At 63.4% G+C, this 12845-nt stretch carries 10 protein-coding genes; 8 read left to right on the forward strand and 2 right to left on the reverse strand.

Translation table 11 applies throughout. The annotated features are described in order from the left end of the window. The first annotated feature begins 277 nt into the window (after positions 1–277). The 4 genes from B5Y19_RS09300 (at position 278) to B5Y19_RS09315 (ending at position 6207) form a co-directional block, all read left to right on the forward strand. On the forward strand, positions 278–1582 hold the full coding sequence (locus B5Y19_RS09300; RefSeq protein WP_139384325.1) for a TackOD1 domain-containing metal-binding protein: 1305 nt from the start codon (positions 278–280) through the stop codon (positions 1580–1582). Positions 1583–1584: 2 nt separating this feature from the next. After that, on the forward strand, positions 1585–2877 hold the full coding sequence (locus B5Y19_RS09305; RefSeq protein ID WP_055728702.1) for a glycosyltransferase family 2 protein: 1293 nt from the start codon (positions 1585–1587) through the stop codon (positions 2875–2877). Between the two features lie 3 nt (positions 2878–2880). After that, the gene (locus B5Y19_RS09310) at positions 2881–3921 is read left to right on the forward strand and encodes an HlyD family secretion protein (protein ID WP_055728703.1); all 1041 of its coding nucleotides are present in this window, start codon (positions 2881–2883) and stop codon (positions 3919–3921) included. Between the two features lie 252 nt (positions 3922–4173). Further along, positions 4174–6207, forward strand: a complete 2034-nt coding sequence (locus tag B5Y19_RS09315) for a transglycosylase domain-containing protein (protein WP_079591437.1) — start codon at positions 4174–4176, stop codon at positions 6205–6207. Between the two features lie 191 nt (positions 6208–6398). Here the strand turns inward: B5Y19_RS09315 and B5Y19_RS09320 are convergent, their stop codons facing one another. Both B5Y19_RS09320 and B5Y19_RS09325 read right to left on the reverse strand, forming a co-directional pair. Continuing rightward, positions 6399–6839, reverse strand: coding sequence for a Rossmann-fold NAD(P)-binding domain-containing protein (locus B5Y19_RS09320; protein ID WP_079591378.1), 441 nt, complete (start codon positions 6837–6839; stop codon positions 6399–6401). A 279-nt stretch (positions 6840–7118) separates the two neighbouring features. After that, entirely contained in the window at positions 7119–8375 is a 1257-nt protein-coding gene (locus B5Y19_RS09325; RefSeq protein WP_055728710.1) for an NAD(P)/FAD-dependent oxidoreductase, read from the reverse strand. Positions 8376–8516: 141 nt separating this feature from the next. Between B5Y19_RS09325 and B5Y19_RS09330 the strand changes: the two genes are divergently transcribed. The 4 genes from B5Y19_RS09330 to B5Y19_RS09345 are packed head-to-tail and all read left to right on the forward strand — an operon-like array spanning position 8517 to position 12823. Then, positions 8517–9395: a MurR/RpiR family transcriptional regulator gene (locus tag B5Y19_RS09330; RefSeq protein WP_055728711.1), complete on the forward strand. Its 879-nt coding sequence runs from the start codon at positions 8517–8519 to the stop codon at positions 9393–9395. A gap of 60 nt (positions 9396–9455) precedes the next feature. Next, positions 9456–11015: an ABC transporter substrate-binding protein gene (locus tag B5Y19_RS09335; protein ID WP_244555541.1), complete on the forward strand. Its 1560-nt coding sequence runs from the start codon at positions 9456–9458 to the stop codon at positions 11013–11015. Positions 11016–11048: 33 nt separating this feature from the next. Further along, complete coding sequence (locus tag B5Y19_RS09340; RefSeq protein ID WP_055728713.1) at positions 11049–11981, forward strand: ABC transporter permease; 933 nt, start codon at positions 11049–11051, stop codon at positions 11979–11981. Beyond that, entirely contained in the window at positions 11978–12823 is an 846-nt protein-coding gene (locus B5Y19_RS09345; protein WP_055728714.1) for an ABC transporter permease, read from the forward strand. Before B5Y19_RS09340 ends, B5Y19_RS09345 begins: the two co-directional genes overlap by 4 nt. Positions 12824–12845 lie beyond the last annotated feature (22 nt).

A 12845-nucleotide genomic window follows, 5' to 3' on the forward strand; every position in this document is an offset into this window, starting at 1 on the left:
CACCGGAGATCGATCAATCACGCCAGGTATCCTGATTGGATTTTCCCAGTCGATAAATCGCCAAAATGCACAACCGTAGACAATCTGCACCACCTACAACTAAAACTTACACAACAGATAGCAAAAATCCTCGAATCTCCTAATAGATTCGCGGAGCATGAATGTTGATATCAAAATATACTAAAACTTTCGATTCAAGTCGAATTCCACACATACCAATAAGACATTCCAGAATCCTGCCGGACGACGCGTTATCTACGTAGCGAGGGTGGCTTAGATGCTGGTCGAACTAAAAGAAAACAACCTGTCGACAATATCGCGGCCACGGAATTTCCTCGCCTACCCACGACTTCCAGAAGGCTATAGCGCACCTTCGGGATGGAGGGCGCATGGAGCCGGCGACAGGTTCGAGGCGGTTATTCTCACCGCCACGATGCCGGATCACGCGCTTAGACTCATCCTGAACAACATCAAGGATCCATTGATCCCCATTGTAAGCTTCGCTCGCAATGAATCGGTCTACATCGACGCGACGGAAGAAGGAGAACGCTCGGCCTGGAACAAGATCCAGAGTATCTGCGAGCGCCTCGAGGAACTGCCGCCGGCCATACGCCATTCTGTGCAGAGCGAAGATATCCTGCTTTCCAGAATGTACTCCAGAAACGAAAATCTGAACCCCGTATACGATTCACGATCCCAGGACTTCATTCGCTACCCTGTTGCCGGACGGCTCGAAAACATTTCCGAGACAGCGACGACCCTCTTCGAGAAGGGCTATCTGCTGCGCAGTTTCTTCGATCGCATTCACGTCTGCCCGCAATGCCGCTCGGGGCACCTGTCGGTCCGCGAGGAGTGCCATGCCTGCATGTCCGCGAACATCAGCGAGGAGATCGTCGTTCATCATTTCCAATGCGCCTATGAGGCACCGGAATCCCGCTTCAAGACCGAAGCCGGACTCGAATGCCCCAAATGTGCGCGGAAGCTCCGGCACATCGGCCTCGACTACGACAAGCCGGGATCGATAACGCATTGCAACGATTGCGGATCGATCAACGACAAGCCGAGCGTCGGCTTCAAATGCATCAACTGCGGAACGCATTCCAGACCGGATCAGGTCCCTGCCCGGACATGGTATGCCTACAACATGACCGCTGCAGGCCTGCGCAGGATCCTCGAGGAGAGGGAGGCGCCGGCGGCTTCGCCCGATCCCCGCTCGGACAGTTTCCGCGTCCTTCTCGACTATGCCCAACGGGAACAGCGCGAATTCGGCTCGCTCTATCAGCTCGTGCGCGTGACCTTCGCGAATCGGCCGCAGCTCGAAGCCGAGAATGCGCGGCTCTGGGAGCAGAGCCTTCTGCTCGTGATCGACGTCCTGCAGAGCACGCTGCGTGAAGTCGACGCCTTTCGGGAAGAGGATGGCGGCTTTCTCATCCTGATGCCGCGGACCGACGCGGCTGGCGCGCATCGCACCATGGCTCGGCTCGCCGCCAGGCTGGAAGCGGTGCTGAAGGTCGAACTGGGGTTTAGCCATTCGCTCCTGCAGGCCTCGCCGACGCGAAGCGCCGACGAGCGGGCCGCATAGCCATGACCGATCTGGCCACACCCTTCGTCTTGCTCGGCCAGTTGGACTGGGCGGCGTGGCTCACGATGTTCTGGTTCATGATCCTGCTGGAGATTCCGCGATACACCTTCTCCGGGGTCGCGATCTTCGCCGCCAGCTTCGCCAGAACGCAGCCGCCGACCGCGCCCGAGCGGCGGCAGCTCGACCAATTGGCGGTCAGCGTCGTGATCGCGGGCCATAACGAAGCTGACGCGATCGAAAAATGCCTCAAATCGCTCGGCGAGCAGACCCGCCGGATCGACGAGATCATCTTCATCGATGACGGCTCCACCGACGGCATGCGCGAGATCATCAACAGCTACCGCCAGCTCGGCCGGATCGACATCGCCCTTTCCAATCAGGTGCGGAGCGGGAAGGCGGCGTCGTGCAATCTCGGCTTCACTGTCGCGAAGGGCGATATCATCATCAATCTGGACGCCGATTGCTCTTATGATCGCAACGCGATCGAAAAACTGATCGAGCCTTTCACGGATCCGGGCGTCGGAGCGACGACCGGCGCTCTTGGCGTCCGCAATTTCGACCATTCGATCGTGACCGCCTATCAGGCCATCGAATACACCATCTCGATCGGCATGGGGAAACGTGCGCTCGACATGCTGGATCTGGTCGTCTGCGCCTCAGGCGCCTTTGGCGCCTTTCGCCGCGAAGCCCTCGCCCAGGTCGGCCTCCTCGATCCCGGGCCAGGAGAGGATTTCGACCTGACCATGCGGTTGCGCCGAAGCGGCTGGAAAATCAGGTTCGCAGCCGATTCATGGTGCTTCACCGACACGCCGGCGACCTTCGCGGCGATCATTCGCCAGCGCCGCCGCTGGGATCGGGACACGCTTCGCATCCGCATGCGGAAATTTCGAAATACGCTCAATCCGGGGCGCAGGACATTCAGCTTCATCGAAACGTTCGAGCAGCTCGAATGGTTTCTGATGACGACGATCACGACGTTCATCTTCCCGATCTACATAACCTGGATCCTGCTGATATTCGGCGTCGTCGGGCTATATATCCTGGCGTCAGTGGCGCTGATCTACATCATAGTAGACGCGATATCCTTCTTGATGGCCCTCTCGATATGCAGGCGATACGACTGGAGGATGATCCTCAGCATCGCGCCATACTTGCCGACATTCGGCCTATACAATGGCGTCTTCATGCGATGCGTCCGCCTGTACGCCTATTATGAAGAGTGGGTTCACCGCGCCTCCATACGGGACTCGTATTCGCCACGGCGGGTCTCGTATCAGGCTCATCGGATCAGATGAGCCATGATCACGCAGCTGAAAGCCCGAACACGCGCCGACCGCTTTCTGAACGACGTGAGAGCGAACCAGAAGTCGCGTCGGAATTATGGTCGGTATTTCTACATCATCGCCCTGCTGGCCGGTTTCGCTTACCTCGGCAATCTCTTCGGCGGGCACCTGCTATGGCTTCGGGCGGAAGGGCTCGTCCTGTCCGATCATGTGATCATCGCCTCTCCTTACGCCGTCCAGGTGACGAGGATGGAGGCCCAGCCCGGGCAGGCGGTCAAGCAGGGCGACATCCTGGCGCATGTCAGCTCCCCGCAGATGATGGAGGCGATGGCCACGCTCACCTCGAAGGCCGCGGAGACGACCGCCAGGCAGGCCGAGCTCGCCATCAAGCTCGAGGTCGCCAATGCCGTCATGAAGTCCGCCGACGAGCGCCTGAAGGAGACGGAGGCTCAGCTGCGCAAGGTCAATACCTCCCGCGCCGGCTCGGGCTTCGTCTCGGACGCGTTCGTCGCCAATGTCCAGAAGGATCGCTACTTCGCGATGCAGGAGAAGGCTTCGCGGGAAGCGGAGCGTCGAGGCACCATCGAACAGCTTGCCCAGCTCGACCTGTCCTTGTCCGAAGCCCGCCTCGCGCTCCAGCAACTGCGGCTGAGCTACAATAACGGGGTCATCGAAGCGCCTTCGGATGGCACGATCGGCCCGAAGACGACGGTGCAGGGCGATGTCCTGAGGCCCGGCGACAACTTGATGCAACTCTATGTCGGGACGAAATATGCTCTTGTCTATCTGGAGACGGGCTCGCTCTACGAGACCAAGGTCGGCGATCGCGTGACCGTCGCGGACGGCTTCAAGCAGACGAACGGGCGGATCGCGGAGATCCAGCCGCTGACCGTGCCGCTTCCGGCCGAGTTCCAGCGAGCCTTTCGTCCGCCGTCCCGCGGGCAGGTCGCCAAAATAGAGCTTGAGAACGAGGCAATCTTTCCGATGTCGTCGAAGATCTCGGTGGCGGGCCGGCGCTGGTGGCCGTTCCGCTCGGAGCGGCGTGGGCCCGGTTGAGCTGGAAGTGCTTCCCCGACCTGCGGGACAGGAGGAGCCACTCCTTGTCCCCTGCCCTTCAGTTACTCTCCCCAGGCTTCGACGATGAAGCGCCGTCGCGCGCCTGATCTCCAGCGTGACATGCATGTCCGTCCCTGGTCTTAGTTGCGCCAAGAGCCGATGCCAGAAGCTCCGACTGCATAGGCTGCACGGAATGGGGGCTGACCACAGGTGCCGAACGAAGGTGACAGGCGCGAGCCGTCTGTCGGCGCGCTGGCGACGGCAGCACAGGAGCCTGCCTCTCGCCCCGCCTCCGAGGATCGCGATGGCCGCGCTTCGGCGTGCTGGCCGACATCTCAAACCAGCGATGACGCATCTCTCCGACCCGGGACGGCCCGGCCTGCGGGCGGGAGTTCGGTCCTGAAAAAGCTGGTTTATGCCGGGCTTGCGTTCTGTCTGGCTGGCCTCATCGGCCTTTGCGGTGTCGTCGCCTACTACGCCTCGCAGCTGCCTCCGCTCAGTCAGCTCACAGTGCCGAAAAGGCCCCCGAACATCGCCATCCTGGCTCATGATGGCTCGTTTCTGGCCAATCGCGGCGAGACGGGCGGCCGCGAGGTCTCCCTCGGGGAGCTGCCGCCCTACTTGCCCAAGGCTTTCGTCGCCATCGAGGACCGGCGCTTCTACGACCATTGGGGTATCGACCTGATGGGCCTCGTCCGTGCGGCCCACCGCAACCTGACCCATGACGGCGGCCTCCAGGGCGGCTCAACGCTGACCCAGCAGCTCGCGAAGAACCTGTTCCTGACGCAAGAGCGCACGGTCTCGCGGAAGATCCAGGAAGCGATCCTGTCGCTCTGGCTGGAGCGGAGCTACAGCAAGGACCAGATTCTCGAGCTCTATCTCAACCGGGTCTATTTCGGTGCCGGTGCCTATGGCGTCGAGGCGGCAGCTCAGCGATACTACGGCAAGTCGGCCCGCAATGTGTCGCTATCGGAAGCCGCCATGCTGGCTGGCCTCGTCCAATCCCCGTCGCGCCTGGCCCCCAACCGCAACCGCGAGGCCGCGCAGGCCCGCGCCGAACGCGTGATCGAGAACATGAAGCAACTCGGCTTCATCGCGCCCGACATGGCCCAGACGGCTTTTGGCGCACCGCCCGAGCTCGTGCGTCCAAAAGGAGCCGGCTCCGCCAATTATGCCGCTGACTACGTGATGGAGGCGCTCGACGACGCTGTTGGCACCATCGACTCCGATATCGTGGTCTCGACCACACTTGAGCCGCCCATGCAAGCTGCGGCCGAGCGGGTACTCGTCGACGAGCTCAATGCCAAGGGCCAGAAGTTCAATGTGAGCCAGGGCGCTTTCGTGGCGATGCGGCCGGACGGTGCGGTGACAGCTCTCGTGGGTGGCCGCGACTACGAGGCAAGCCAGTTCAACCGAGCGACCTCCGCCCGTCGCCAGCCGGGCTCATCCTTCAAGCCCTTTGTCTATCTGACGGCATTCGAACGAGGGCTTCGCCCCGACACCGTGCGCACGGATTCGCCGGTCAATATCAACGGCTGGAAGCCCGAGAACTATGACCGGGGCTATCGGGGGCCGATCACACTGCGCAGGGCTCTCGCGCTCTCCCTCAATACGGTGGCGGTGAAGCTCAACATGGAGGTCGGTCCCGAGGCCGTCGTGCAAACAGCGCAGCGCCTCGGCATCACCTCGCCGCTCCAAGCCGCCCCCTCGATCGCGCTCGGCACCTCCGAAGTCACGCCGCTCGAGCTGGTCGGCGCCTATGCGACCTTCGCCAACGGGGGCCTCGGAGTTGCGCCCTATGTGATCACCGAGGTGAAGACCGCGGATGGCAAGCCCGTCTTCAGCCGCCCGGTTTCGGGCGATCTGGAGCAAGTCATCGATCCAAGAACCGATGCCATGATGAACGAAATGATGCACAACATCTTCGTCATCGGCACGGCCCAAAGGGCGCGGATGCCCGGCTGGCCGATGGCTGGCAAGACCGGCACCACCAACGACTACAAGGACGCCTGGTTCGTGGGTTACACCGGCAATCTGGTTGCCGGCGTCTGGCTCGGAAACGACGACAGCACGCCCACCAAGGGCGTATCCGGCGGCAACCTGCCGACCGACATCTGGCACAATTTCATGAAGATCGCCCTCAAGGACCAGAAGCCGGTCGCCCTGGCCGGCGTGGCCGGCGCCGGACAGGATCCGCGCTACGCCAGTGCAGGCGAAAGCCGGGGCCAACCGCGGCAACGCATCAAGCGCCAGAAGAACTTCTTCGAGAGGCTGTTCGGACTCTGAGGCTCAGTCATTCAGCCGAGAGCCAAGCTCATTGTTGCGGGCTGCGCCAATTGCCGACATTGGCGGTTCGTCGCCGACGCCAGAAATGGCGACCGTGCGGTGGAGCTCCATCTCGTGCCAGCTATAGCTTGCGATCCGGTTTGCGGCAGAAGGCTTGGACTTACAGCCTTTGATGCGCAATGCGGACAATATCAGCGGCCACCGATCATCAGAGCCAAGACTTCGCGCATCGTCGTTTGGCCCGTCGCTGTTTCTCCGACATCCTGCTCGACGTCGATACGTCCCGCGTTGTGAGCCTGGTACGTTTCAGCGACAAGGTTTGCGTAGCTGGAGCTGAGCCCGCCGCCGACCAGCGCCGGAACCCATTCGGCTTGGGGAAGCTCCTTGGCCGTGATCTGGCGGTCGACGAGTTCCCCCAAGATGCGAGCCACGTCTTCGGTGCTGTAGCGTTCCGGCCCTTCCGCATGGACGATGCGAAGCGGCACATCCCCCGCCGACATCAGGAGTTCGGCCGAGAGCAGACCGACATCGGATGCCGAAACCGTCGGAAAACGCTTGGAAATGGGGTGGTGCAGACTGGGCAGCACACCGCTCCGGGTCGCCTGCTTGGCCAGGCGGCTCCAGTTCTGCATATGCTCCGCCGACCTCACGAATGTCAGTGGGACATTGAGCTTTTTGAGTTCGTCGCCGGCACTTCAACACGCTGCGCTCGCACGGCTCGCTCGGATACAGGCCCAGCCCGATCAAGTAGCTCGACCTGACGACCGGTAGGATTCCCCATGCTGGGTGAAGAAGAATGCCGCAAGGCTGCGGACGCCATCCTCAAGGCCGAGGCCGGGAAACTCGTGCGACTCTGAAGAGGGCTGCGTTGCGTTGAATTACGAAGGCTGCGCTTTCTTCAAATATATGATCTAGAATCGATCGGCTGCGAACGGCGCGATGTCGCAAAATGACGGTGCTTTGGTCATCGCATCTGCGAGAAGCCGCCCTGTCACCGGCCCCAGCGTGAATCCATGATGCGCATGGCCGAACGCGAACCACAGACCGTGATGCCGTGGCGCTCGGCCGATGATCGGCAGCATGTCTGGCAGGCAAGGGCGCGCTCCGCGCCACGGTTCAGCGTCAAGGCGCCGGCCTAGCGGCACGATCCGCCGCGCGATGCGCTCAGCCTGGTCGAGTTGCCAGGAATCCGAGGGTTCGTCGCGCCCGGCGAGCTCGATCCCCGTGGTCAGGCGGATGCCGCGCCGCATCGAAGTCAGCACGAAGCCAGCCTGGGCGTCGCAGAGTGGATGCCGCGGCGCCGTTTCCTCGGCGCTCTCGTAATGCATGTGGTAGCCGCGCTTGAAGCCGATCGGGAAGCGATAGCCGAAGCGCTCGACAAGGTCGTTCGACCAGGGGCCGAGCGCGACGACGGCTTCGGGAGCCTGCCAGCTCCCGCCATCGGCGGACAGGCGCCATCCCTCGCTGTCCTGGCGCAGGCTGGCGGCGTCGGCCGACTTCAACAGGCCGCCGCGGGCGACGAACAGCGCTGCATAGGCGCGGGTCACCGCGCCGGGATCGCTGACGGTGACGGGGTCGCGCCAATGCACGGCGCCGGTGACCGTGCCGGCGAGCAGGCCGGGTTCACGCTCGCTCAGCGCCGCCTCGTCGAGCAGGTCATAGGAGAGGCCGTATGCGGCAAGTTCGGCCGCCGCCCGGGTCGCCGCGTCGAGCCCTTGCCGGGTGCGGTAGAGCTCGATCCAGCCTTCGTCGCGCATCAGCGCCTCGGTACCTGCGGCCTGCGTCCAGCGCCGGTGCTCCTCGATGCAGCGCTCGATCAAGGGCAGGATGGCGCGCCCCAACTTATCGAGCCGGTTCGGGGCCGAGTTCCACCAGTAGCGTGCGAGCCAGGGTGCCATGCGCAGCAGCGCTGCCGGCCGATAGCGCACGGCGATCGAGCGGTTCGAGGCCAGGTTGACGAGCGCTGTGAGATCGTGCGGGAAGGCATAGGGCACCACCGAGGAGCGCTCGATCAGTCCGGCATTGCCATGGCTGGTCTCGGCGCCCGGCTCGCCGCGATCGATGAGCAGCACGCGCCGGCCGCGCTCCTGCAGATGCAGCGCCACGCTGACGCCGACGATGCCAGCGCCGAGCACGATCACATCGGCCTGTCCTGTCGCGGTCGCCATCGCCAGTCGAATCCATCCCCGTTTGCCCGTTGCCGAGCTTAGCCGCACCGAGCCGGAAACGGATCAGTTTTGCAAGAAAATAAAAATGAATTGACAGCTTGTAAGAAAAATTTCTTCATCCCTCGGAGCGCGGGAGTGCCGATGTCGCAGACGCTTCGCCAGAGATTGCAGACTTGCCTCGCCAACGGCTCCAAGGCCGACAAGGCGCTGGCGAGCTATATGCTGGCGCAGATGCCGAGCCTGCCCTTCGAGACGGCGGCAAGCCTGGCCGAGAAGGTCTCGCTCAGCGAGCCGACCGTCGGGCGCTTCTGTCGCACGCTCGGCTACAGGAGCCTGAAGGACCTCAAGGCCAGCCTCGCCGAGGAGATCGGCGACAGGCCCTGGCTGATCAGCGACAGGCTGCGCGATTTCCAGCAGCGCAGCCTCGCTGGCGACGACCAGTTGGCGCGCAGCCTCCAGCTCGAGATCGCCGGGCTCGTCCGCATCTACGAGCTCGCCCAGAGCGAGGAGTGGAAACGCGTCGCCCGCCGGCTGGCGACGGCCTCATCTGTCTATGTCACGGGTTTCCAGACCGAGCGCGGGCTTGCGCAATATCTCGCCAACCAGCTGCAATATCTGCGCGACGGCGTGCATCTGGCCGATCTGGCCGCCGGGAATTTCTCGGAGCTGCTGCTGTCGACCGAGAAGGAGCGCTGCCTGGTGATCTTCGAGGCGCGGCGCTATTCGCGTATGGCCAAGGTGCTGGCCGAGCAGGCGAAGGCGGCGGGCATCAAGACCACACTCATCACCGACTCCTTCTGCGACTGGGGGCGCGGGCTCGTCGACGAGATGCTGGTCGTCTCGACCGAGTTCAACCTGTTCTGGGACTCGACCGCCCAGATGGCGAGCCTGAGCAACCTGCTGATCAACGCGGTCTTCGTCGAGCTCGGCCCGCAGGTCGAGGCGCGGCTGAACCGCATGGCCGAGCTCTATGGCCGCTTCACCGGCCATGTCGGGGACAGTTCCGGCCCGCTCGGCTGACGGCCGCGATCACAGCCTTTCGCAACATCTCGAAACAAAAGGGGAAGCGGGATGAAGACGATGATGAAAGGGAGCCTGCTGGCGTTGGGCCTGTCGGCGCTCGCCGCCTCCACGGCGCTGGCGCAGGAAGCCACGTTCGTGATGACCGCGCGCCTCGTCGGCGCGCCGACCTACAACCCGATCAAGGCGACGAAGCTCAACACGGCGACGACGCTGATCTACGACCGGCTGGTGGTGCAGGACGCCGACCAGAGCTTCCACGGCCAACTCGCGACCTCCTGGGAATCGAGCCCGGACGGCATGCTCTGGACCTTCAAGCTGAAGCCCGGCGTGAAGTTCCACAATGGCGAACCGTTCAACGCCAAGACCATCGAATGGTGGGTGCCGCAGTTCAAAGGCACCGAGAACGCCTTCACCGTCGAGGCGATCGACAAGGTCGAGGTCGTCGACGACCTGACCGTGCGCTTCCACATGAAGAATCCCGACCCGAACCTGCTGTTCAACCTCGCCAGTTCCTTCATGTGCGTGCCGGAGCCGAAATCCTACGAGGCGCTGGGCGACAAGTTCGGTGTGACCGAGGCGATCGGCACCGGCCCCTATAAGATGCAGCAGTTCACGGTGGGCCAGCAGACCGTTCTCACCCGCAACGACGACTACAAATGGGCCTCCGACCTCTCGAAGAACCAGGGGCCGGCCAAGTTCAAGAAGCTGACCTTCCGCGAGATCGGCGAGGAATCGACGGCCTATCTCGAACTCAAGACCGGCGGCGCCGATCTGCTCGTCAACGTCCCCACCGATTTCCTGCCGCGCATCCAGGCCGACAAGGCGGTGAAGCTGGTGACCATCCCCGGCAACGAGGTGGTCTATATGCCGATCAACACCAGCGTCGAGCCGTTCACCGACATCAAGGTGCGCGAGGCGACCGCCTTTGCCGTCAACCAGAAGGAAATCCTGACCAGCCTCTATGGCGGCAACGGAGCCGTCGCCGACACCTTCCTGATCTCCTCGCTCAAGGAGGCGCAGGTCGATCCCAAGTACAAGATCTCCTACGATCCCGAGCGCTCGAAGAAGGTGTTCGAGGCGGCCGGCTGGAAGCCGGGCGCCGACGGCATCCGCGTCAAGGACGGCAAGCGCCTCGAAGTGAAGCTCTGGACCCAGAACGGCACCGAGTTCAAGCGCCTTGTCGAGATCGTCCAGGCGCAGCTCAAGGCCGTCGGCATGCAGGCCGATATCAGCATCATCGATGCCGGTTCGATCAATGCGCAGTACCGCAAGAAGACCGAGCACCAGCTCGCGATCCGCGCCTATCAGTGGACCAATGCGGATATCGTCGATTGGTTCTTCGCAGCCAAGCGCGCCGGCTATCCCAACGTCTCGATGTTCAACGTTCCCGAGGCGGAGAAGCTGAACGATGTCGCGATGACCAGGTCGAAAACCTGGGACGAGCGCGTCGCGAACTTCACGAAGTACCACGAATACGTGCTGTCGCAGTATCCGTTCGCGCCGATCTACCAGCCGGTGCAGAGCGTGGCCTATGGCAAGCGCGTCACCATGCCCGAGACGATCCGCGGCACGGGCTTCTATGGGCCGACCATGCTCGACATCGCGCCGGCCAACTGAGCCGGGACGACAGATCACGCGGGAGATCGATCCTTGCTGCGCTTCGCGATCCGGCGCCTCGCCATGCTGGTGCCGGTCTTCCTCGCCGTCTCGCTGGTGATCTTCATGATCATCCATCTCGTGCCGGGCGATCCGCTGGAGCATCTGATCCAGGTCGGCTCCTCCCCTGAGCAGCGGGCACAGATGATCGCCCGCTACGGCCTGGACCAGCCGCTGCTGGTCCAGTACGGGCGCTGGCTCGCCAAGGTCGTCACCGGCGATTTCGGCGATGCCATCGTGATGCGCCAGCCGGTCTCGCAGCTCATCGCCGAAAACATGCCGCATAGCCTCGCGCTCGGCGGCACGGCGCTGCTCTTCTCGACCACGGTCGGGATCGTCACCGGCGTGCTGGCGGCGTCCTTCCGCGACAGCCTGTTCGACCGGGCGGTGATGGGCTTCATCCTGCTGGGCTCGACGCTGCCGAGCTTCTGGCTGGCGCTCCTGATGATCCTGATGTTCGCCGTGCAGTTCGAATGGTTCCCGGTCTCGGGCGCCCGGACCTGGGATGCGCTGGTGCTGCCGGCGCTGACCATCGGCATCGGCGGCACGGCACTGATCGCCCGCGTCACCCGCGCCGCGATGGTCGAGATCTCGCAGCGGGATTTCGTGCGCGTGCTGCAGGCCAAGGGCGTGCCGTTCTGGCGCATCCAGCTCCGCCACGTCCTGCAGCAGGCGATGCTGCCGGTCATGACCATTCTCGGCCTGCGCATCGGCTGGATTCTCGGTGGCGCGGTCACGGTCGAGTACGTCTTCGCCCGGCCGGGGCTCGGCTCCTTGCTGATCACGGGCCTGGGCCAGCGCGATTATCCGCTGGTGCAGGGCTGCCTCTTGATGCTGGCGATCGCGGTGATGCTCGGCACGCTGATCGGCGATCTTGCCCAGGCGGCGCTCGATCCGCGACTGCGCGAAGCGATGGGTGCCCGATGAGCCGTTCGTCTCTCGCTGGCCGTATCATCCGGTCGCCGCGCGGCGCCATCTGCGCGCTGTTCCTGCTGGCGCTCGTGCTCTGCGCGCTCTTCGCGCCCTGGATCGCGCCCTATGATTATGCCGCGCAGAAGCTCTCCATGGCCAACACGCCGCCCTCGGCCGCGCATTGGCTCGGCACCGACGAGTTCGGGCGCGACCTGCTCTCGCGCATCATCCAGGGCGCGCGGACCTCGCTCAGCGTCAGCGTGCTCTCGATCGCGCTGTCGGTACTGATGGGTGCGACGCTCGGCGCTGCCGCCGGTTATTTCGGCGGCGTCTTCGACAAGATCGTCACCGTCATCGTCGACCTGACCTGGTCCTTCCCGGAAATCCTGCTGGCGCTGATCCTGATCGCGATCCTGGGACCCGGACTGCATTCGACCGCGATCGCCATCGCGATCGCCTATCTCGCGCAGTTCACCCGCCTGACCCGGGCGCAGGTGATGGCGCTGAAGGGCGAGCTCTTCGTCGATGCGGCAGTGACGGCGGGCGCCAGGCCTGCGCGCGTGCTCTTCCTGCATCTCCTGCCTAATGCGATGACCCCGGTCATCGTCGCGGGCATGCTGGCGACGGGCGATGCGATCGTATTGGAAGCGACGCTCGGCTTCTTCGGGCTCGGCGCGCAGCCACCCGTGCCGAGCTGGGGGGCGATGATGAGCTCCGGCACCGCGCAGATATTTATCGCGCCCTGGATCATCATCTTCCCCGGCCTCGTCATCGCCGCGGCCGTCATCGCCATCAACTTGTTCGGTGATGCGCTGATCGAGGCGCTCGATATCCGCCGCCCGCTGCGGGACGGCTGAAGTCTCCCAATAACTCGCGAAA

It is taken from the genome of Allobosea thiooxidans, assembly GCF_900168195.1.
Taxonomy (GTDB): domain Bacteria; phylum Pseudomonadota; class Alphaproteobacteria; order Rhizobiales; family Beijerinckiaceae; genus Allobosea; species Allobosea thiooxidans.

Coding starts and splice junctions, on each gene's coding strand:
- B5Y19_RS09300 (WP_139384325.1), top strand. CDS start 278: ATGCTGGTCGAACTAAAAGAAAACAACCTGTCGACAATATCGCGGCCA.
- B5Y19_RS09305 (WP_055728702.1), top strand. CDS start 1,585: ATGACCGATCTGGCCACACCCTTCGTCTTGCTCGGCCAGTTGGACTGG.
- B5Y19_RS09310 (WP_055728703.1), top strand. CDS start 2,881: ATGATCACGCAGCTGAAAGCCCGAACACGCGCCGACCGCTTTCTGAAC.
- B5Y19_RS09320 (WP_079591378.1), bottom strand. CDS start 6,839: ATGCAGAACTGGAGCCGCCTGGCCAAGCAGGCGACCCGGAGCGGTGTG.
- B5Y19_RS09325 (WP_055728710.1), bottom strand. CDS start 8,375: ATGGCGACCGCGACAGGACAGGCCGATGTGATCGTGCTCGGCGCTGGC.
- B5Y19_RS09330 (WP_055728711.1), top strand. CDS start 8,517: ATGTCGCAGACGCTTCGCCAGAGATTGCAGACTTGCCTCGCCAACGGC.
- B5Y19_RS09335 (WP_244555541.1), top strand. CDS start 9,456: ATGATGAAAGGGAGCCTGCTGGCGTTGGGCCTGTCGGCGCTCGCCGCC.
- B5Y19_RS09345 (WP_055728714.1), top strand. CDS start 11,978: ATGAGCCGTTCGTCTCTCGCTGGCCGTATCATCCGGTCGCCGCGCGGC.